Source organism: Paenibacillus sp. FSL K6-1318 (genome assembly GCF_037976905.1).
GTDB lineage: Bacteria > Bacillota > Bacilli > Paenibacillales > Paenibacillaceae > Paenibacillus > Paenibacillus amylolyticus_A.
Genome location: NZ_CP150270.1, coordinates 4,442,145 through 4,462,993, shown reverse-complemented (window position 1 = coordinate 4,462,993; position 20,849 = coordinate 4,442,145). Strand labels below are relative to the sequence as shown.

Sequence of the window (20,849 nt, the reverse complement as noted above, 5' to 3'; positions counted from 1 at the left end):
AGAGTGCTCGAAAGGTTTTCTGTAACCGAAGTGCTTGAGTGAAACATTTTTAGAGCAATTTATCATAGAAGGGATTGACTTTTGTGAGCGAACAGGAAGAAATGAAGTTTGGATGGTTTTTGCCTACAGCAGGGGATGGTAAGTATGTAGGGGTTGCCCCGGAGCGGGAGCCAAGTTTGGATTATCTGATCGATGTGGCACAGACGGCGGAGAAGGCAGGATTCGAATTTGTACTGATTCCGACAGGGGGAGCCTGTCTGGACGCATGGGTGGTTGGCTCGGCTGTGATGAGTCACACGAAGACATTGCGTCCCCTTGTCGCCATTCGCCCGGGATTGGTTACACCCGTACTCGCTGCACGCATGGGAGCGGCATTGGATCAGCTCTCTGGTGGTCGCGCCATGATCAATGTGGTGACTGGCAGTTCTGTTCGCGATCTGGAGGAACTCGGAGATCCACTGGCACATGCGCATGATGAACGGTATGTGAGGGCGAGCGAGTATATGGAAATCATGAAGCGTTCATGGACCCAATCGACGGGACTGAATCTGACGGAGTTTGCCGGAAGTGGTTCAAAATCTGGCGCAGATGCATCCAGCGATCCCAATCCTGAATTCAACGGCCAGTATTACAACTTTAAAGGACCGGTAGGCATGCCGGAGACGGTGCAAAATCCGCATCCACCATTCTATCTGGGAGGAAGTTCTCCGATTGCCAAGAAGGTCGCTGTGGAACATGCGGATACGTTCCTTATGTGGGGCGAGCCTCATGACTGGATTCAGGAGCAGATCGAAGAGATTGAGGTCATCCGTCAGCAGGTGAAAGAGGAAACGGGACAAGATCGTCAACTCCGTTACGGCATGCGTGCACAAGTGCTCATTCGGGATACCGAGGAAAAAGCATGGGCAGCAGCTTGGGAGATTATTAGCAAAGTACCACCAGAAGCGATTGAGAAGGCCAAAGTCGCTTTTGCCGAGACGGATGCAACCAACCAACGCAGACAGAACGAGCTACGGGAACTGTCCGAGAAGCAGCAGTTTGTCGTAGGTCCCAACCTGTGGACAGGCTTGTCCGTTGTGCGTTCCGGCGGTGCGATTCTCATTGTAGGTACAGCCGAACAGGTCGCAGAGCGTTTGATGGAATATGGAGATCTGGGCGTAACAACCTTCATTCTGTCCGGTTACCCGCATCTGGAAGAGGCCGAGATTTTCGGCCGGACTGTGATGCCGATCATTCGCGAGAAATGGAAAACAAGACAGAAGCAGCATCAAGTTACTACTAACTAAGTAAGTTTAACTAATCTTTTTATACGAAAACGGAGAGGACAGAAATAACGTGAAGAAGCGAAGCTAAAAGCTTTCTGAAAGAAAGCTACTTCGTAAGCATCATCTCGCCTGAAAGCTTTCTGGAAGAAAGCTACATCGGAAGCATACGCTATCCCCGGATTTTAACCATTGAAAGAAATGATTCAAAAAATCCGGGGATAACAGCGATCGGAAGATGGTACTGCACTCGGAGTGCCCTGTGTAAAAACTTTTGTGCAACTTACATTAATCATCCTCAGGAGGTCGTCTTTCATGAAAAAAAATAAAAAATTAATCCTGCCGCTCGTCAGTATGCTGGTGATGTCCATCCTGCTGTCAGCTTGCGGCGGCGGGGATAACGCGTCATCTGGAGAGAACGGCTCCTCGGGTTCAGACAAGGTTACGATCAGCTTCATGCACTGGCGTGGAGAAGATGTGGAAGCACTGAACAAGAGCATTGACGCATTTGAAAAAGAAAACCCGAACATTAACGTGGAGATGCAGACACTGCCCTCCGATCAATACCAGTCCACCGTACAATCCAAAATCAGTGACGGTTCGGTAGGAGATGTATTTGCTTCCTTCCCGGGTGCACAGTTCGAAGCTTTCACCAAAGCCGGCTTGTTCACGGATCTGAGCGGATCATCGTTCCTCTCGGCCTATAATTCGAAGCTGATTGAATCAGGACAGAACGATGGCAAGCAATATGCGATCCCGTATCAACTCGTATATAACGATCCAATCTATAATGTGAAACTATTTGAACAATACGGCTTGACGCCGCCAACTGATTGGGAAGGCTTCCTGGCACTTTGCCAGAAGCTGAAAGACAATGGTATCATTCCGATTGCCTTTGCCGGAGCGGACATTGGCCCAGGGCAATTCATGAATACGATGGTGATGAACAATGCACCGAGTGACGACATTTTTACCAAAGTGGAAGCTGGCGAAGCAAAACTAACGGATGAGTTTTGGGTGAAAACGTTGACTCAAATCAAGGAACTGAACGATAAAGGTTACTTCCAGCAAGATGCACTGGGTACGAAGGACCCTGCAGCGGGCGCACTGTTTATTCAAGAGAAAGCAGCGATGCTGGCGAGTGGATCGTATCAGTTGGCTCAGAACAAGCAGCAGAATCCGAACCTGGAGCAAAAACTGCTTGCACCAATTACGGTAAGTGCAGATCAAGCGAAGTATGAAGGAGTGCATACTACCACATTCATGCTCGCCGTGAACAGCAAGTCAAAACATCCGGAAGAAGCGAAGAAGTTCCTCGAATTCCTTAGCAATCCCGATGTAGCGAGTGACTATGCCAACCAGACGGGACAGAATGTAACGGTGAATGATGTGAAGTACGACACGCCTGAGCTTCAGGTAGCCGGAGAATGGGCAACCAAAAAGACCGTGTTCCAGCCACGGTTCACCATCCTGAACGGAGATAATCAAAAAGCAGTAACCAACTCCATCCAGGCTGTACTGAGCGGCACTTCTCCAGAAGAAGCAGCACAGCAGGCACAAGCGATCATTGATCAGCATATCGGGAAATAAACGATGAAAAACCGTCTTCAGCTATCCCTGTTTCTGATCCCCGGGTTGCTGCTGTACGTTGGATTGTTCGTATTTCCTACATTGACGGGGCTGTTCTACTCCTTTACGGATTGGGACGGGGTATCCCCGTCGTATGCATTTGTAGGGCTGGATAATTACAAGGACAGTCTCAGCAGCATCGTATTCCGCAAAGCCTTTGGCAACAACGTGGAGTTCATGTTAACGGTTGTTATTGCACAAACCTTTATATCACTTGTCTTGGCGCTGCTCCTGGTACGCAATACCAAGACACGCATTGTGCTTCGGGCATTATATTTCCTGCCTGCGATTCTGTCCTCCGTATCGGTAGGACTGATCTGGGCATTTATGTATGACCCATCCATTGGATTGATCAACTATGGACTGAATGAAGCAGGGATGAGCAGCATCGCTCGTAACTGGATTGGTGATCCGAAGATTGCCATCTATTCCATCGCCGCGGTACAGGTATGGGCCCATGCCGGTCAGATGATGATCGTATTCATCGCAGGTCTGCAAGGCATTCCGGCAGAACTGTATGAAGCGGCTCGTATGGACGGCGGCAGCAAATGGCAGGTATTCCGTACCGTGACCTGGCCGCTGCTGGCACCTTCGGCAACGATTGTTGTGGCCTATACGACCATTCAGTCGTTCAAGGCATTTGACCTCATTTTCACCATGACGGACGGAGGGCCGAACTACGCAACTGAAATTTTGACAACATACATTTATCATACCGCCTTTGGCAGCTATTCATTTGGTCTGGCTTCTGCCGGTTCCATGATCTTCCTGGTGTTGCTCGCGCTCTTGACACTGTTGCAGTTCAAGGCACTGCGTGCCGACCGGGTAAGCTATTAAGGTTGATGTTGGAGCATTCATCCTGCAACTGAGGCAGAAGGGAGTTCACATGTTTTTAAAATGGTTCAATCGCCTGATCTTATTGGTGTACGCGCTGCTGATTCTGGTGCCGCTGTACTTTGTATTTGTATCCTCGTTCAAAACAAGCAGCAACTTCTTCACCAGTCCATTCAGCTGGCCGGACCCGTTTACGTGGGATAACATCACTGGCATGTTCCGCAATCAGCCGATGTGGCAATATTTCGGGAACAGTCTGGTCGTGACGCTTGGAACGGTTGCCATTGAGTTATTGCTAAGCAGCATGATTGCTTACGCCATTGTCCGCTGGGGCGGTAGTGTAGGCAAAATCGTATTTGCTCTGTTCGTAGCCGGTCTGATCGTTCCATCCCAGGTGAGCATGCTGCCGATCTATTCTCTCACGCGTACACTCGGGTGGTCGGACAGTCTAACGGGCCTGATTGTCGTATCAGCTGCGATGCTGATGCCTGTCTCTGTGTTCATGCTGACAGGTTTCATGCGCATGCTCAATTCGGAGATTCTGGAAGCGGGCAGTATGGATGGGGCCAGCGAGTGGAGACTCTATACCCGGATTGCACTGCCACTGGCTGCACCTTCACTGGCGGCAACGGCTACATTCCTGCTCGTCATGGTATGGAATGATTTGCTTATTCCGATGTTAATGCTCAGCAGTAAGTCCAAGCTAACATTACCTCTCGCGCTTATGCAGTTCCGTGGGGAATACGTGACGAACTATCCGATGATGCTTACGGGTGTGCTGGTAACGGCCATTCCGATGATCGCGTTGTTCCTTCTGCTCCAGCGTTACTTTGTTGCAGGTCTGACAGCGGGTTCACTCAAGGGGTAAGTTATCGCAGAAATCGGAAGGAAAAGCTTATTTTGCATTGATTTCTGGAGCATTCTGCATAATAATGATTTAGTGTCAGAATGACTACATAGAGATCAAGGGAGCTATAAGTGATGAGCAAACTGGAAGTATTGCGGAATCCCAAGCAGCGCAAGCTGCTGTTCAGTGCCGGCATGAGCTGGCTGTTTGATGCGATGGAAGTTGGTATGATCTCCTTTATCGTGGCTGCACTCGCCAAGGAATGGAGTCTCAGTCCCGGACAAGTCGGCGTGCTTACGAGTATTAACTCGATCGGTATGGCGCTTGGTGCTTTGCTTGCAGGTGCACTAGCGGACCGTTTTGGACGGAAGGCCATTCTGATGTGGACCTTGCTAATCTTTACGATTGCAAGCGGTCTGTCAGCACTGGCGACTGGATTCGCCGTATTGTGTGCACTGCGACTGGTTGCAGGTATTGGACTTGGCGGAGAGCTGCCCGTGGCATCTACACTGGTATCGGAGTCGATGCCTACAGCGGAACGTGGACGTGCCGTTGTACTATTGGAAAGTTTCTGGGCAGGGGGCTGGATTGTATCAGCGCTCATTGCGAACTTTGTTATCCCGGAGTACGGATGGAGAATTGCCTTTGCCATTGGTGCGCTTCCGGCGTTCTACGCACTGTATCTGCGTCGTGCCATTCAGGACCCGCCGCGGTACAAGAATCATACCAAGCTTCATAAAATCACGTTCCGCGAGAAAGTGGCTACCGTCTGGTCAGCACCACATCGCCGTACAACGTTGATGCTCTGGATTTTGTGGTTTACCGTCATTTTCTCTTATTATGGTATGTTCCTGTGGTTGCCTTCGGTTGTGATGGCAAAAGGATTTACGTTGGTTAAAAGCTTCCAATACGTGCTGATCATGACGATCGCACAGTTGCCAGGTTACTTCACCGCGGCGTACTTCATTGAACGTTACGGTCGCAAGTTCGTACTTGTGGTGTATCTTACCTTGACTGCATTCAGTGCGATTGCGTTCGGACTGGCAACAACGGAAGCGACAATCCTGACCGCAGGAATCTGTCTTTCCTTCTTCAACCTGGGAGCCTGGGGTGGTCTATACGCCTACAGCCCGGAATTGTATCCGACTTCCGTTCGTTCGACAGGTGTTGGTCTAGCTACCTCGGTTGGCCGAATTGGTGGGGTACTTGCTCCATTAATGGTCGGTATGCTGGTTCAGCGCGAAGTGGCAATCAGCCTGATTTTCACGATTTTCTTCGTGACGATCCTCATTGGTGCAGCGGCTGTACTGTTCTGGGGCCGGGAAACGAAGGGTCAGGAGCTGGCCGAGTAATTGTCAATAAATACAACGCAACTTTTGTACGGGTCTGCCTGCCTACGGAAATAATGGGTAAGACAAGCGGTATAAGGTTGATACAAGAAGGGGTATGACCATGGTGTGACCATGGGCTCATGCCTCTTTTTGTTATATTCAGCGTCGATTTTTCACTGCGTCATCGGTCCGATAGACTTCATTTTTTCTATATCCTATAATGACACTCGGGATGTCCAACCGTGAGGATTCAGGGAAAGAAGTGGGATCTGGATTCAGAAAAGTGGAGGTTATTGGAATGATGAAGAAGTATAACCAGATGGCACAAATGAATGAAAAGACTCACGCGAATAGCATAGATGGAAGCCATAATACGGTGATTGACATGGTGCGTGCACATAAGAATAACGATATATATGTAACGTACCGCGATAAGAACAGTAATGAACTGAGTGAGATAAACGGAATGTATGATGTGTATGTTGTGGATGAAAGTAAACCCATGAAAGCGATGGAGGTCATCAATAAAATGAATAACATGAGAATTACGAAGTATTTGGAGTACACGGGGAGCGAGGATGCACTGATTAGAGCTGGTAGTCTGAATGAAGCATCTGATGTGCGGGCGATTGCTGACACTACGAAACCTATCACTGTCAGTCGGAAAGTCACTCATAGGAAGGGGAGAACGGCTGGTAAAAGAGCAGGGCGGGTCAGCATGCTTCTTGGTGCCTGCGCGTTGACGCTGGGATTGACTATGGCAGCGCCTTCTGCGGGGGCACAGAAGCTGGAACAGGGCGTTCGTAGCGAGCATGTGCTGCAATTGCAGGAGCAATTGAGCGACCTGGGGTATTTTGATGCCGGAATGACTGGTTATTACGGTTCGATTACCAAAAGCGCTGTTCGCCAGTTCCAGCAAGCACAAGGACTAAGTGCGGACGGAGTTGCAGGTCCGGCAACACTGAACAGACTGAACAAAAAGGCCAAAGCCGAAGGAGAAACGCTGCGTCAGTTGGCGAAGTTGATCCATGGTGAAGCGCGCGGAGAATCTTTTGAAGGGCAAGTCGCTGTAGGAGCGGTTGTCATGAATCGTGTGCATTCGGATTTATTCCCGTCATCGATCTCGAAGGTCATCTTCCAGAAAGGACAGTTCACGGCTATAGACGATGGGCAGTTCAATACAAAGCCAACGGCGACCTCTTATAAGGCAGCACGGAAAGCATTAAATGGCGTTGATCCAACGAATGGAGCGCTGTATTATTACAATCCGAAGATTGCCACTTCGGTATGGAGTAAGAGCAGGCCGACGCTACTAACCATTGGGCAGCATGATTTTACGAGATGAGTGTAAGTGGAGATGTGTAGTGTAGTATTTGAAGTAATAATAATGAACCTCGGCTGTACGCTGCTGAATGCAGACGTGCTACCGGGGTTTGTTTCTTAGTTAGCTCGTATTGGAGAGGAGTGTGTGCGGGAATCTCATATAATCTACATCAATGGGAATGGTCAGCATATAATCATACTTACGGTGCATTAATGGGAAAGGCGTTACAAGAACGGCACGGAATATCTTTGAAACCAAATCGAATATATTAAAGTATATATATAGAAGATATAAAATATTAATTACATATTTGGATGAATGAGAATTAATATTAAACAGATGTAAATCATGGAATTAAGGTTCTGCTAAGTTACATCCATAGAGGGGAGGACGAATATGCCATTTATTGGGGGAATCATTCTAATCATTATCCTAGCTTTTATTCTATGGGCATTAATGATCCCGCTATTCAATAAAATAGGTAGTAGAGTTCTGAAGAAATACAATAAATTCAAACAAGAGGAGAATGTTGATGAAAAATTCAAAGACGTTTAGGGTAGGGGCAATTACGGTGGCATTGGCTATTATTGTGGGAGCGTTACTGGTGACCTTCTTTGTCACACGAATTCCTAATGGATATGTTGGAGTCGTTTATTCACCGAATGGAGGCGTAAAAGATAGTACACTGAGTCAAGGGTGGAAACTCGTTGGAGCGTTTGATAAAGTAACGAAATATCCGATCCGAATTCAAACGGTGGAATACAGAGATATTCAGATTGCTACTTCTGACGGGAAAAACATCACCATCGATTTTGCCTACAACTACCAAGTAGAACCAAGTAAAGTATCTTCTATCTTCAATACATTTGGGCCAATCAGCATTCAAGAAATTGAAGATACATATCTCAAAACACGCTTCCGTGACGCAGCTCGTAAAGGTATTTCCAAATTTACAGTCATTGATGTTTATGGTGAGAAGTCATCCGAAGCAGGAGTGGACGTCCAACAACGTTTTTCTGATGATGTTAAAGAGTTAGGCTTTATTGTATCCAACGTGACTGTAGGTGTTCCTCAACCTGATGCCAAGACTCAGGAAGCAATCGATAAACGTGTCGAAGCATCTCAAGAACTGGAACGTAAAACGACTGAGCTTGAGATCGCCAAGAAAGAAGCAGAACGCAAGCGCGTGGAAGCACAAGGTAATGCAGACAAACTATTGATCGAAGCAGAAGGTCAAGCTAAAGCCAACAAAGAGCTTCAACAATCCTTATCGAGTCAACTCGTTGAATATGAAACCATCAAGAAATGGGATGGAGCCCTTCCATATGTAAGTGGGTCCAACACGCCAATGATTCAATTGCCGACTACAAAAACAGAGCAAAATAGCGGCGCGGGGAGCGTAACTCCCTAATAGCAGTTTGAGTTGCAGGCCTTGCTTTCTCGCCAATTGAATGTGTTGAATTCTAATGAACAAGCCGGTCCAATCATGGGCTGACTTGTTCATTTTGAGTCTTTTCAAAGGTACTATGAGGGATTTAGTTAAGCCTTGGCATTGGATTCGCCTGTCCAATCCTGTACAATGGATAACGACAAAAACAACGGTAGATTAAGGATGGATCAGCACGATGAGAATTATCATATCACCAGCTAAAAAGATGAAGATTGACACCGATCTTATGGCTATCGCACAGATGCCGCAGTTTATAAACGAGTCAGAACAACTATTGAGTCTGCTTCAAGAGTTATCCTATGATGAACTCAAAGCGATGTGGAAGTGTAACGATGCAATCGCCGAACAGAACGTGGAGCGGATTCAGAATATGAATATAAAAGAAAATCTGACACCAGCCATCTATGCCTATGAGGGCATTCAGTATCAATATATGGCTCCGGGTGTTTTTCAAGATGAGGAACTGGCGTATCTTCAGCAGCATTTACGTATATTATCCGGTTTTTATGGCATGTTGCGGCCTTTGGATGGGGTTACACCATATCGGTTGGAGATGCAGGGCAAGCTGCAAGGTCCAGGCTTCAAAACGCTCTATCAATTCTGGGGTAGCAAACTCGCAGATCAGCTTCAATCAGAAAGCAACTACATCCTAAATCTGGCTTCCAAAGAGTATAGCAAAAATATTTTGCCTTTTCTGAGCGAGGAAACCCGGTTCATTACATGTGTATTCGGACAGATGGTCAATGGGAAGCTTGTTGAAAAGGCAACCTGGGCCAAGATGGCCAGAGGTGAAATGGTACGTTATATGGCAGAGCATAAGATTGCAGAGGTGAAGGACGTAAGAAACTTTGATCGGTTGAACTTCACTTTTTCAGAAGAACGATCCGACGATAGCACATTTGTTTTCATACAAGGAGAGGGAAAGTAGCCTGCTGTGCAACGGTAGGTTCCTATACAAAGTCGCGCCCTCTAATGTCACAATGAGAAAAGACGCAGGGGGATGTTATCCCTGCGTCTGATCAAGAATTAAATCCATGTCCAAAGCTGATGAGCTTTTTGGGCTTACTCCCCGTATTCCTCAGGATAGAACCAGGATAGCCAATTCCTCCAATATTCAGATTACATCCTTCATGTTAACGAACATTAATCCAAGCGGTCCATTGTGTTGGAATATTAATGGAATAGACCGTACCTACAAATTGTCCACCTGTACTAGGCGCTTCATAAACCCAAGAATGAGCAAAAGCATCTACGACACGATCCCCGTCCAGATCAATAGCTTCAGACCAGTTGTTTGTCATTGTATTGCCGGCGAGTTTGCCGTAGTGACTGCTGTCATAACCGATCTGGAAAGTAATACACTGAATCCAGGCCCCACCATGATCATTGGTTGTGGACAGTGGGTTGTTATTGAAGCCGTAAATTTCTTGACCGCCATTCGGAGATACGACACCGTATACATTAATGTGAGATACTTTCGGAGCAGGCGCAAACAGAACTGGACCACCCGCGTTATCAGCCTTCTGTGATTCAAATTCAGCCTTAGCCGCTTTCACAGCTTCACGGAATTCTTTGGAATTAATAATTTCTTCCTTTGTCATAGGTTTGGCTTGTGTCACATTACCGTCTGCATAGGCAGCTACATTAAATGAAAGCACTAGAACAAGAATGAGAGCTAAACTAAACAATTTTCTCATAGCAATAAATTCCACCTTTCTTGTTATGGGTATTCTTTAACAAAAACATGCGGATACGACAAATAGACCTGCTTACAAATTAAATCCTCTTGCCCTCCTCTCTTAGGAAAATGGTTCTTCCCCTTTTTTCTTTACTGAAAAAGAAATTAAGGAGGTAGAACTCTACAGGCTAGAAAACTCTATGAAGTAGGAATGTATATGTAAAATGAATGCCTGCCAATGATTATGTGTTGCAGACAAAATTTAAAACTCATTTATACGCATTGATATCTTAGCTATGGTAGCTCCTGGCACACATATTGAAAATATAAGATTCCAGAATAGATATTTAAATTGTAATATATTCCATTTATACAAACATATAGTACCCCTATCTATCACTTTAAGTCAAGTATTTCATTAATTCTGTTGTTTATTAAATCATGCTGCTCATCGCAGTAAATTGCCATAGTATCCTTTAGTCGTCAAATTGAAGAACAATTCTTAGGAACAATATATACCTACAAAGAGATCCTATGGGGCTGAAGGATGGATATAAATCATTCTGAGCGTGGATTCGTGCAGTGAAATCAGGAGGTTAGGCGGATGTATTGTACTAGTACTTCTGCTAACATTGGTTAATCATATATCAGATGAGCGGTGAAAACGGATGAGTACAATTAAGGTGACTCCTGAGCAACTACATAATGTATCCCATCAGGTGGATCAGGCCAGACAACAGTTGGAGAATATTCGCAGTGAACTGACGAGACAGATCATGTTCGTTCAGATCTTGTGGATGGGGGCGACGCAGGAACGATTCTACTATGAGTTTGAACAGTCGCGCCCTATATTGGATAAAGCACTGGAGAGTATGGTGGGCATCTCCAGGGAACTCAAGGAGATCGCTACGCGATTTGAGAATGTCGATGCTGAAAAGGTGAGTCTTGGAAGTGCTGTTGGCGCTGTGGGTGCGGGAGTAATGATGAAGACCTTGGGTAATGATGCGGGTACGGAGGATAAAGGCTACCGGATGGCGCAAGTCAATGTGTATGGGAAGCTGATGTGGATGCCTGTGAACGAGAATGGTGTTACGGATCAGGCAGCCCTTCAGGCATATAAGAAGGATCAGGGGCATTTGGATTTTAATCGGATGCAAGCTACGGATGCTGAAGTGCCAGGGGAAGATATTTATGTGATGCAGATCAAAGCCTTTGAAAATGGAATTCATCCCTTCACAGGCGAGCCTGTATCCGATAAGTATGCTCAGATGATGTTGACTTCTCTGAAGTTCAGTCAGTTATTTATGGCATTTCAGATGGTTCGTGGGAGTATGCCGGGTGGCAAAGGGCCTTTTCGCATGCCTTCTTCTCATCCAGCTGTGGCGAAGATTAAAAAGAATTTGGAAGCGGCTGAGGCGAGGAAAGCGAATGGGCAAAAGAAGGGTTCTGAGGTCACAGGGCAAGCTTCTAATATCGGTAGTATAGTTAAAGAAGGAAACAAAACGACATACACCAATCCAGTCGGTAATGTGCTGCATTGGGATGATCAGCATCCCAAAAATATTAATCGAGACATTGATCAATTGTTAAACAGTAAGGACTCAGGAAAAGCAACTGAAGCCAAAGCTGCTTACGCTGTAAGAGAAAGTAAGGAAGTTACAGCCTTCAGCCAGAAAATTCAAAGGGCCGATGGCAATCCTGCAGGGGATTTTGATGTAGTAACTAAACATGAGATTATTGAAGTTAAAAAATCATTGAAAGCCATCACGGATGTGGAACAGTTTGATAAATACGTTAATGTAAAACACCAGGATTTCTTTAACTACGACCAGAAGAAGGTTATTTTATATATTGACAAGCCGTTGACTAATCCACATCCGAATGATTTGATAAAATTGGAATTAATCAAATCTAAAGGTGTTACTGTTGTGAACTCTTTAGATGAACTCAAGGAGGTATTGAAGTAAAACATGGGGACTTCAGCTGTTATTTTAACAAAGAAAGATAAATATTCTCCAGAGCAGCTTCTAGCTGATACTATTGTTGCAGCTTTTCATTCGGACGCAGCTCTTTATTTCTATAATAATAAAACATATACAAATGAAGGAGAGTTCCTATATACAACGCTGAATATTAATCATAAGTCATTTACAGGGGACAATGAATCCTCATTGATTTTCCATATTCACAGCATTAGTAGCCCAAGCACTGAATTTTATTATCACGAAGATTTAGGTTTAGATCCTAATGTATCACTATGCCAAGTTGGGCACATTGAGGATATCTATGATAATCAAGAATTAATACTTCATTTTATTTATGAATATCTCAAGCTGAATCCCGATAATTATTTTTGGATTGCAGACAATGATTGGGTATACAGCTGGGAGGACATACAAAAACTGAAATCTTTACCGTATGACCCGGATTGGTGTTATAAAAATCCTAAAGACTAACTTCTAAATGACGACAAAAAAACATAAAGCATATTGATTCTGCATTCCGATTAATATTTAGGAAGAGATAGATGATGTATAAATTATTGACAACAAAAGCTGAAATAGATAGATTAGTCGAATCTTATTTCTGGATTATTGATTTTCCGAGAGCTTTAACATACTTCGGAGATCATGAGAGACATGGTTATGGTTCAGGTCCTCTGGAGGTACAATTTTCATCCTATCATATGCCAGAAGAGGAAGAGTATATTGGTAATCAGAAAGTGTGTTTTATTGGAGAGCCTCCAGCATACGATGAAGATGTAATGGCAGTGATGGAGCATGATGAATTTTATAACTATTTGATGATTTACAGTGAGAAGTACGTGGAGGAGCACCCAGAAGCTAAACAGGAGATTTATAATTTATTAGATATGGTAAAAAAAAGATTGGGTTTACATTCTTAACTCACTGATTGTGAATCATAAATCATTTGGAGGAACAACGAAAGTTCGTTTATCTTATATGTCCATAGTATTCATAGTCCAAGTATTGGGTGTACCGTTGGGAAGATATGAAAGCACTAAAAACGTTGCCGTATGACCCCGATTGATGTTATAAAAATCCGAAAGCTCTTCCCACCTGAACGTTGTGAGGAATGAGCTTTTTTGTATGCAGAAAATAACCAAAGAAGGTGACAGGACAGCAAATAGAGGTGCTGAATAAATTATTGTGGGCTATATTGATATGATTACATCCGCCTGTCCATTGTAATAAAAAGATTGGAGATACGAACATGATTAAATATAGGTATACAATCGAATATAAAGAAGATTTCAACGAAGTTATCGTGGACTTAGGCATTGATTCATCGTTAAAGAATGGTTATCTGATTAGTAATTCTTTGGGATCGGATATATTTGGAGACTTCGCCACGATCCAGGAAGAGATCGGAAACTTAATCGAATTACTGAAAGGGGAAATAACGTTATACGAAGGTGGAGGGAATGTGAACTTAATAAGATCTGACCAGTCTTTTACAACTTTTGAAGATATCTTTGCAGAAGAAGATGAAGAGGACAGTACATGTGAAATTGAGACGTTAGAATATGTAAAGATACTATTGTTATGGGCAAAAGAGAACTTTCAGTATAAAAGCCAGCGAGGCGTTATCTTGAAAGAAGAAGGGCAAGTAGCATTAGAGTGGTTAAACGAAAAATATATTGAGGTTTTAGTTTTGGGTCAAAAGTTGGAGCTTGAACGTATTTGGCCACCAGTGCCTATAATGATCCACGCCCAGAGACTCAAGCAGAACGGATCGTCATAAATCTGAATGACTATAAGAGGGATATCTCATAGAAGTCTTAATAAAGCAGTTTGAGAAGGTTAACTATGTTTACATATTTTATTGGTCCGTAAACATGAACTTTGAACAGTTGAAGCAACTAATAATCGAGACGGTAAGCAAAGGGGGGGCGTTGAAAATTCGGATCACCGAATAGAGCTATCCACCCGTGGTTTAATCTTAGTTTAAAAGAAGGAGGAGATGGCGTCAGATTCATAAGCGAAGACTATGGAATAGATTTCAAGTTCGAATTTTGGTTTGACATCTACAGTTATCATAAACTTAAAATACAAAAAAAGCCTAACCCCTCAGTATCTTGAACGAGGAATTTGGCTTAGCTCTTCAGCTTAAACAGCTGTGTCCGATTGGTGATTAAAATAATGTTTATTTGTCCATTTATAAGTAATGAATTTTAACATTTGCCCATTCATTTCAAATTCTTTATCACTAGTTTCTGTATGCTCGAATCCGTTTTGTTCTAAAACTTTTTGAGATGCTATATTGTTAGTGGTTGTTTTTGCCTTAACTTCTTTTATATCTAAATCAACTAGCGTATTGAGTAATAATTTTAATGCTTTTTTAGCAACACCTTTTCCAGTGTGGATTTGTCCCACTCTATAGCCGAGAAATCCTATTTTATCGGAATCATCAATATCAACTAAGTTTATTCTTCCAAGAATAGAGTTATTTTCGTCTTTTATTAAATAAAAAATGGAGAGTCCTTTGAGTTGTTCATCAAGCAGAGATTCATTCCTTACTTTAAAAACCTCAGGTATGTAATAATCATCTCCTCGAGACGGTACCATTTCCTCGAAAAAAATTCTGTTTTCAATTTCGAACTCATACAAGCTTTCAATATCTGTGTATTTTAACTTCTCAATTATTATATTCATGAACCCTTTCCTCCAATCAACTTTAATGCAAGATACTACGAATCTGCTTCTGTAAATTTAAATCTGCACCACGATTTCAGTTTGTTCTAATTCCTCTTTTTGTATATGTTGAAAAATATTGAACTTAATGCAATTAAGTTTTTGTAACACTGGTTAATTCACTTTTAAGTAAAGGAAGCTTAGCGGACAATGATTGGGTATACAGCTGGGAGGACATACAAAAACTGAAATCTTTACCATATGACCCGGACTGGTGCTATAAGAACCCTACTGACTAGCTTATAAGAGATAATAATGTGATGAAAAAGTTAAAATACAACTAACAAAGAATATTTAATAATGTAATCTCTTGACAAGCATTCAAGAATTATTTTGTGTTGATCTTTGTCAAGCATTGGTCTTAACTAATGTAAATGCTTGAACCTTCGCTATCACTATAAGAAACAATAGCCCTCGACAGCTGTATTCAGCAGTGGGGGCTGTTGTTTCTTAATCCATCAATCATTAGGTAATAGCCTTTGTTTCAGTTTTAGACTAGACATTACATCTTAGTTCTTTAGTTCTGACTAGTAAATAAATTTGTCTAATTCTGCATCAGTCATTGCTTTATTACTGTACAAGTAAGGGATGGCATCATGGTAATCAGTTAAAAAAGACTGGTCCCGTTCTGACTCTTCATTAATATATTTATATTTCCAGTTACGATCTTCTTTTGGTATTGCAAATCTGAGTTCTTTCTTGGTGGTCCGATAACGAATTTTCCCTTTTGGGTTAATATATGCGGTTTCTTTTTTAGCCCTTTCTAGAATTACACGCATTAAAAATTGATTCGCACCAAAGTGATACTTTTTTCTAACGATATTTTTTGGAGTTAATAGAATCTTGTTATTTTCATAACGATAGCAAGGGGCTGTTACTTTTTCCCATGATGATGAGACGAGATTCCACGTATCAAAGGTGTCTTCTGAATTTGGCTGAACATTTCTAATAGCTAGTTGTTCTAGAGTAAATGTATTCATTTGGAGATGCAGAATATTAGTTATCATATCTGAAAGACCATCTTCATTAAAACCTGGTATAGTAACAGGTAAATCCATCGCTTTTGCAATAGAGGGTACACTCACAGTCAAATTTTCCAGATTTTTAAAAGTTACTAGCAGACCTTCTGCTGTATTTCCGTGACCATTATCTCCCTTACCATAACCTAATTTTGTAAAATTAATTTCTCTTGCGCAGGATAGTAACTCTAGTTTTTTAGGTGTATCATTGTTACGATACGCTTCATAAAATTTATTGAAAAAATCATCCAACAATTTGGTTGCGTTGCTGTACCAAGGTCCTTGTTGAATTTCTATTAAACAAGGGTCGATAAACAATTCTTGATCATCTAATACATTGATATCCACGAATTCAAAATGAGAATGTCCAGTTCTAGGATGGTTAAGAAGTTCGGAAATATGTTTTTTCATATAACCCCCGTTCTAGTGCTCATGCACTAGGATAATAGTATAGCTCTTAGGTTGAAATTACTATTACACAATTCTACTTTACAATATTATACATGATTCTACAATAAGCTTGGTGAGCAATTACCCTAGACAGATTTGGCCTTATAATATTGTTTGATGCAGGTTAGATGAGATAAAGGTATGTATTTTCCTCTTAACACAAAAAACACTAGCGGTTTTCCCGCTAAATCCGCATTTCACCTCATCCCTTGATGTACAATTTTCCTGAGGTGACCTTATCATGAAGGATAACATGTCAAACCTGATCGAAGATTTGTTTCACGGGAACCTGCGGTTGGACGAGTCGATTCATCCTGAGCAAGTTGAGTATCAGGAGATCAATCGCCAGATATCGGACCTGATGCAGGATTACAAAACACAGCTTACGGGGAACGAATACGATGCTTTGGAACAACTGATCGACTTGATCGGACAGTCCACATCCATGTATGTGGAAGCGGCGTTTGAGCAAGGTTTTCGCACAGGCGGCAGACTCATTATTGAGGTATTAGGCAAAACGTGAGCGTGAGTATTTATCAACTTAGAGACCAGCAGACAATACAAAGCAATTCAAAAATCCCCTCCTCCATTACCACCGCTTAGGCGGAGTGGGGAAGGGGATTTTGCTTTTAAATTACTCTTTTATCGTACTATCACCACCTACCGCGCCCCAATATTTTTACCAGATGGCGTACCCGAACCAATCAAATCACTGCCACCCGCAAGCTTGAGGAAATTGCCCAGGACAGGTGTTCCGTCCGCGCTACGCGTTACCGAAGGCACGAGGGAGACAAAGTCGGCTGCGCTGGCGAGCAGGCCTTTGGCGTTCTCGCTTTTTTTGTTCTTCCACCAGACGTTGGTGCTGCTGACGTCGGTTCCGCTTGTTTTGTCACTGGCGCCGCCTTGGAAGGACAGGTTGTTGGTGAAGATGTGGGTGCCTAGATCAAAGGCAAAGTTGCTTTGCCCATTATTCCAGGAGGTGTTATTTTTCATCTGGATCGAACCGGGATTACTGTTGTAGGTGAAGCCGTGCTTTTTATTGTTAAACGCAATGTTGTTCTCAACGATATGATTCACCGCAATCTTCTCGCCACCGAGCTTGAAGCCGTTGCCATCGCTGTTGGAGGTGGAAGTGCCGTCTGATGTTGCACCGTTCGCGTAGGCGATGCTGTTGCGGATCGTAACCGCGCCGATGGCACCTGTATCCGTTTTGCTATACAGATCCCAGCCATCGTCCACGTTATAGGCGGCAATGCAGCCGTCGAATACGTTCCCTGGACCGACCGTTAGTTTCGCGGCAAAACCGTCGGCATCCTCGCCGTCATCCGGGTCATAGTTGTTGTGGGAGTAGGAACGAATGACTTCATTATATGCAGGCCATTCACTCTTGGCAGCCGTGGAAGCATAACGTCCCATTTGAATACCCGTATCCCGGTTGTGATGAGCCTCGATCTGCTCCAGACGATTATAGCTGCCCCCGATGAAGATCCCGTTGTCGCCCGCACCCTTCACCTCAAGCCCTTTGACGAACCAGTAGTCTCCGAACATTTGCAGCCCACGATTGGTGGAAGCGAAGGCTTGAGCTGAGAAATCAAAGACCGGTTTTTCCGATCCATACGCCACCAGATTTTTACGTTGTCCGGATGTACCGCTATTGCCACGCTCGATGGTAATGGTCTCCGAGAAGCTATAGGTTCCGCCGCGCAGATAGATCGTTTTACCCGGGGCGATCTGGGTCAATGCGTTAGCGAAAGACGTAGGGCTGTTCAGTGTTCCCGGATTGCTGGCTGAGCCGCCAGGAGACACATACAGATCACCAGCAGCAAGTGCGATATTCGAAGTCGCCACCGATTCAGAGGGATTTTGCAAGCTGTTCTCGATCAGCTCTTCAGCACCAGCCGATCCACCACCAATCAATAATAGAGGGAACGCGGCGCTCAGACAGATCTGGGCCATTTTCGATTTCAGTGAACGTTCGGATCGTACAGATGCATGAGTAGATGTAGATGGGAATAATTTCATTACGCAAACCTCCTTGGTTAATTGGGAATAGAATGAAGAGCACGTGGTAGCCGTGTACCAGACTGTCTGGTATTAAAAATGAAATAAGTCATGCCGGCTGACTAGATGCAATCTCTAGGACACAGCTTTATGGTAAATGTTGTAAGCGTTATCATCAATAATCATCTGATCAGATGGAGTTACATGCAGGCGGGTCAGGCCTGGAAGCTTCCAATGCCTGTAATATCACGGGATTTATGTAATCTTTCCATTGGGTGATAGCTCTCATTTAACGAAGAATCATCTGAAATGAACGTAGAGAAGTAAGCTTTTCCATTCCCCGAGCACAAGTCTTACCTTCAATCCACTCAAATGAACTTCTTTTAATTTAAAATAAATAGCAGCATGCATCCTGAAGTGGAGATTACACTCAAGCTAGTTATGAAAAAGCCCTGATAGCAGCTGCAACGGGCAACTTGACGATCAGGGCTATGCTTAATTCAGAACGTAATTTGCTTACTCAAAATACTCGAATGTACTAACAGTGTCAGACTCAGCGATCCAAACGCTGTCCAGCTATTTTAATATCCGTCCGTCTCACGACTCTGTTTCTTCGCTTGCTCCACGCTTGGTTCATGTTTCGGTTGGACCGTTGCACTATCATCGGTTGGTACAGAGGTTAACCCTTCAGAGACGCGCCGACCGTAATCCGCATCCGCTTGGGTGAAGTAAGAGATCATGCGCTCCCGGATATCCGGTTTGCATTGTGCCAATGCGCCGACCATGTTGCTGATCAGCTCATTCCGCTCCCAATCTTCGAAAGCCCGGTACGTATCACCCGCTTGTCCAAAGTCATTGGTACGCTCAATCTTCTCACGAACAAGTCGGCCTTCCACCAGTGGTTCATGTTCCTTGCCACGTGGGGGTGCTTCCTTTAAGCCACCAAGAGACGAAGGTTCGTAATTCACATGCGGATTCTGACCCGGTGCACGATCCACCTGATACTGCATCTGCCCGCCGCTTTGATTCGTGGCAACGCGGTTCTTCGATGCATTCACAGGCAGTTGCAGATAGTTCGCACCCACCCGGTGACGCTGGGTATCCGAATAGGAGAAAGTCCGTCCTTGCAGCAGTTTGTCATCTGAGAAATCCAGCCCGTCCACCAATACACCTGTGCCAAACGCCGCTTGCTCTACTTCATTGAAATAATCCTCGGGATTACGATTCAGCGTCATTTTGCCAACAGGTAGAAAAGGAAACTGCTCCTGCGGCCACAACTTGGTCGGGTCCAGCGGGTCGAAATTCAACTCTGGATGCTCGCCGTCCTCCATCACTTGAACGCACAGCTCCCATTCGGGATATTCCCCTTGTTCAATAGCGTGATACAGATCCAATGTCGCATGATTGAAATTCTGTCCCTGAATCTCGCTTGCGTCTTTTTGCAGCAGGTTGCGTATCCCTTGATTGAGCGGTTCCCAGTGGTATTTGATGAGTACGCCTGTGCCTTCCTGATTGACCCACTTGTATGTATTAACACCCGACCCTTGCATCTGCCGATAATTCGCTGGAATGCCCCATGGAGAGAAGAGGAATGTCACCATATGGGTAGCTTCAGGGCTTAGTGATACAAAGTCGAAAAACCGCTCCATATCCTGTGCATTGGTCAACGGGTCTGGCTTGAAGGCGTGTACCATATCCGGGAATTTAAGTGGGTCACGAATGAAAAAGATTTTCAGATTGTTACCCACCAGATCCCAGTTGCCATCTTCGGTATAGAATTTTACAGCAAATCCGCGCGGGTCCCGCAGTGTCTCCGGTGAATGTCCACCATGTATAACGGTAGAGAAGCGAACGAACACGGGCGTTTGTTTACCTTTTTCCTGAAATAGACGTGCACGTGTGTACTTCGATACTGGTTCACTCCCGGCTGTTCCATACGCTTCAAATATGCCATGAGCGCCAGCGCCGCGGGCATGCACCACACGTTCCGGAATACGTTCGCGGTCGAAGTGAGTAATCTTTTCGAGAAAATGATAGTTCTCCAGCGTAGTCGGTCCCCGGCTGCCAACGGTTCGTACATTCTGATTGTCCGTAATGGGATGCCCTTGTCGATCCGTTAATGTCTCAGCTGATTTGTCTGAGGAATGCTCTGGTTGTGAAGACTGATGATTCATGGAGTGGAGCACCGCCTTTCCTTAAAGTGGATTCCTGTATATATTTTCCCTGAAAATTAGTTCTATACATTGAACCTCGCAAATAATCTCGTAAAAAAAGCTTGTCACCCGCTTCATCGCGTGAGATAATTAACT

The 20,849-nt window shown here is 44.2% G+C and carries 17 protein-coding genes and 1 pseudogene; 13 read left to right on the top strand and 5 right to left on the bottom strand.

Translation table 11 applies throughout. The annotated features are described in order from the left end of the window. Positions 1-101 precede the first annotated feature (101 nt). The 8 genes from NYE45_RS19725 to yaaA all read left to right on the top strand — a co-directional run bounded on the left by NYE45_RS19725 (position 102) and on the right by yaaA (position 9,605). Complete coding sequence (locus NYE45_RS19725; protein ID WP_340017404.1) at positions 102-1,286, top strand: LLM class flavin-dependent oxidoreductase; 1,185 nt, start codon at positions 102-104, stop codon at positions 1,284-1,286. Positions 1,287-1,577: 291 nt separating this feature from the next. Then, entirely contained in the window at positions 1,578-2,852 is a 1,275-nt protein-coding gene (locus NYE45_RS19720) for an extracellular solute-binding protein (protein ID WP_340013703.1), read from the top strand. A gap of 3 nt (positions 2,853-2,855) precedes the next feature. Continuing rightward, on the top strand, positions 2,856-3,728 hold the full coding sequence (locus NYE45_RS19715; protein ID WP_017687487.1) for a sugar ABC transporter permease: 873 nt from the start codon (positions 2,856-2,858) through the stop codon (positions 3,726-3,728). A gap of 49 nt (positions 3,729-3,777) precedes the next feature. Continuing rightward, positions 3,778-4,593 (top strand): carbohydrate ABC transporter permease, encoded by an 816-nt coding sequence (locus NYE45_RS19710; RefSeq protein ID WP_036674932.1) that lies wholly within the window; start codon positions 3,778-3,780, stop codon positions 4,591-4,593. A gap of 113 nt (positions 4,594-4,706) precedes the next feature. Next, positions 4,707-5,924: an MFS transporter gene (locus NYE45_RS19705; RefSeq protein ID WP_036614537.1), complete on the top strand. Its 1,218-nt coding sequence runs from the start codon at positions 4,707-4,709 to the stop codon at positions 5,922-5,924. Positions 5,925-6,201: 277 nt separating this feature from the next. Then, positions 6,202-7,248: a cell wall hydrolase gene (locus tag NYE45_RS19700; RefSeq protein WP_340013702.1), complete on the top strand. Its 1,047-nt coding sequence runs from the start codon at positions 6,202-6,204 to the stop codon at positions 7,246-7,248. 511 nt (positions 7,249-7,759) lie between these two features. Beyond that, positions 7,760-8,638, top strand: coding sequence for an SPFH domain-containing protein (locus NYE45_RS19695; RefSeq protein WP_340013701.1), 879 nt, complete (start codon positions 7,760-7,762; stop codon positions 8,636-8,638). Positions 8,639-8,852: 214 nt separating this feature from the next. Further along, a complete protein-coding gene (gene yaaA, locus NYE45_RS19690) occupies positions 8,853-9,605 on the top strand; it encodes a peroxide stress protein YaaA (protein WP_340013700.1) in 753 nt (250 codons plus the stop codon). A gap of 205 nt (positions 9,606-9,810) precedes the next feature. Here yaaA and NYE45_RS19685 read toward each other — a convergent pair whose 3' ends face one another. Further along, the gene (locus NYE45_RS19685; RefSeq protein ID WP_340013699.1) at positions 9,811-10,374 is read right to left on the bottom strand and encodes a DUF4879 domain-containing protein; all 564 of its coding nucleotides are present in this window, start codon (positions 10,372-10,374) and stop codon (positions 9,811-9,813) included. A gap of 649 nt (positions 10,375-11,023) precedes the next feature. On the opposite strand from NYE45_RS19685, the gene NYE45_RS19680 reads away from it, so the two are divergent. From NYE45_RS19680 to NYE45_RS19665, 4 genes are all read left to right on the top strand, one after another. Continuing rightward, complete coding sequence (locus NYE45_RS19680) at positions 11,024-12,322, top strand: WXG100 family type VII secretion target (RefSeq protein ID WP_340013698.1); 1,299 nt, start codon at positions 11,024-11,026, stop codon at positions 12,320-12,322. Between the two features lie 3 nt (positions 12,323-12,325). Further along, positions 12,326-12,811, top strand: coding sequence for a hypothetical protein (locus NYE45_RS19675; protein ID WP_340013697.1), 486 nt, complete (start codon positions 12,326-12,328; stop codon positions 12,809-12,811). Positions 12,812-12,885: 74 nt separating this feature from the next. After that, positions 12,886-13,260 (top strand): ribonuclease toxin immunity protein CdiI, encoded by a 375-nt coding sequence (cdiI, locus tag NYE45_RS19670; RefSeq protein ID WP_340013696.1) that lies wholly within the window; start codon positions 12,886-12,888, stop codon positions 13,258-13,260. Positions 13,261-13,589: 329 nt separating this feature from the next. Continuing rightward, positions 13,590-14,120, top strand: coding sequence for a hypothetical protein (locus NYE45_RS19665; protein ID WP_340013695.1), 531 nt, complete (start codon positions 13,590-13,592; stop codon positions 14,118-14,120). A 365-nt stretch (positions 14,121-14,485) separates the two neighbouring features. Here the strand turns inward: NYE45_RS19665 and NYE45_RS19660 are convergent, their stop codons facing one another. Together NYE45_RS19660 and NYE45_RS19655 are read right to left on the bottom strand one after the other, a co-directional pair. Next, positions 14,486-15,031 (bottom strand): GNAT family protein, encoded by a 546-nt coding sequence (locus NYE45_RS19660; protein WP_340013694.1) that lies wholly within the window; start codon positions 15,029-15,031, stop codon positions 14,486-14,488. A 566-nt stretch (positions 15,032-15,597) separates the two neighbouring features. Continuing rightward, positions 15,598-16,500 (bottom strand): hypothetical protein, encoded by a 903-nt coding sequence (locus tag NYE45_RS19655; protein WP_340013693.1) that lies wholly within the window; start codon positions 16,498-16,500, stop codon positions 15,598-15,600. Positions 16,501-16,780: 280 nt separating this feature from the next. Here NYE45_RS19655 and NYE45_RS19650 point away from each other — a divergent pair, with 280 nt between their 5' ends. After that, on the top strand, positions 16,781-17,062 hold the full coding sequence (locus tag NYE45_RS19650; protein WP_340013692.1) for a DUF6809 family protein: 282 nt from the start codon (positions 16,781-16,783) through the stop codon (positions 17,060-17,062). Between the two features lie 137 nt (positions 17,063-17,199). Here the strand turns inward: NYE45_RS19650 and NYE45_RS19645 are convergent, their stop codons facing one another. Together NYE45_RS19645 and NYE45_RS19640 are read right to left on the bottom strand one after the other, a co-directional pair. Next, entirely contained in the window at positions 17,200-18,561 is a 1,362-nt protein-coding gene (locus NYE45_RS19645; protein ID WP_340013691.1) for a right-handed parallel beta-helix repeat-containing protein, read from the bottom strand. Positions 18,562-19,214: 653 nt separating this feature from the next. Further along, a pseudogene (locus tag NYE45_RS19640) lies at positions 19,215-20,714 on the bottom strand (catalase); the annotation flags it as partial. Between the last annotated feature and the right edge of the window lie 135 nt (positions 20,715-20,849).

Excerpts from the sequence above, each read along its gene's own strand:
- NYE45_RS19655 (WP_340013693.1), bottom strand. The coding sequence starts at position 16,500 with ATGAAAAAACATATTTCCGAACTTCTTAACCATCCTAGAACTGGACAT.
- NYE45_RS19710 (WP_036674932.1), top strand. The coding sequence starts at position 3,778 with ATGTTTTTAAAATGGTTCAATCGCCTGATCTTATTGGTGTACGCGCTG.
- NYE45_RS19645 (WP_340013691.1), bottom strand. The coding sequence starts at position 18,561 with ATGAAATTATTCCCATCTACATCTACTCATGCATCTGTACGATCCGAA.
- NYE45_RS19695 (WP_340013701.1), top strand. The coding sequence starts at position 7,760 with ATGAAAAATTCAAAGACGTTTAGGGTAGGGGCAATTACGGTGGCATTG.
- NYE45_RS19685 (WP_340013699.1), bottom strand. The coding sequence starts at position 10,374 with ATGAGAAAATTGTTTAGTTTAGCTCTCATTCTTGTTCTAGTGCTTTCA.
- NYE45_RS19650 (WP_340013692.1), top strand. The coding sequence starts at position 16,781 with ATGAAGGATAACATGTCAAACCTGATCGAAGATTTGTTTCACGGGAAC.
- NYE45_RS19665 (WP_340013695.1), top strand. The coding sequence starts at position 13,590 with ATGATTAAATATAGGTATACAATCGAATATAAAGAAGATTTCAACGAA.
- NYE45_RS19675 (WP_340013697.1), top strand. The coding sequence starts at position 12,326 with ATGGGGACTTCAGCTGTTATTTTAACAAAGAAAGATAAATATTCTCCA.
- NYE45_RS19660 (WP_340013694.1), bottom strand. The coding sequence starts at position 15,031 with ATGAATATAATAATTGAGAAGTTAAAATACACAGATATTGAAAGCTTG.
- NYE45_RS19725 (WP_340017404.1), top strand. The coding sequence starts at position 102 with ATGAAGTTTGGATGGTTTTTGCCTACAGCAGGGGATGGTAAGTATGTA.
- NYE45_RS19720 (WP_340013703.1), top strand. The coding sequence starts at position 1,578 with ATGAAAAAAAATAAAAAATTAATCCTGCCGCTCGTCAGTATGCTGGTG.
- NYE45_RS19705 (WP_036614537.1), top strand. The coding sequence starts at position 4,707 with ATGAGCAAACTGGAAGTATTGCGGAATCCCAAGCAGCGCAAGCTGCTG.
- cdiI (WP_340013696.1), top strand. The coding sequence starts at position 12,886 with ATGTATAAATTATTGACAACAAAAGCTGAAATAGATAGATTAGTCGAA.
- NYE45_RS19715 (WP_017687487.1), top strand. The coding sequence starts at position 2,856 with ATGAAAAACCGTCTTCAGCTATCCCTGTTTCTGATCCCCGGGTTGCTG.
- NYE45_RS19700 (WP_340013702.1), top strand. The coding sequence starts at position 6,202 with ATGATGAAGAAGTATAACCAGATGGCACAAATGAATGAAAAGACTCAC.
- yaaA (WP_340013700.1), top strand. The coding sequence starts at position 8,853 with ATGAGAATTATCATATCACCAGCTAAAAAGATGAAGATTGACACCGAT.
- NYE45_RS19680 (WP_340013698.1), top strand. The coding sequence starts at position 11,024 with ATGAGTACAATTAAGGTGACTCCTGAGCAACTACATAATGTATCCCAT.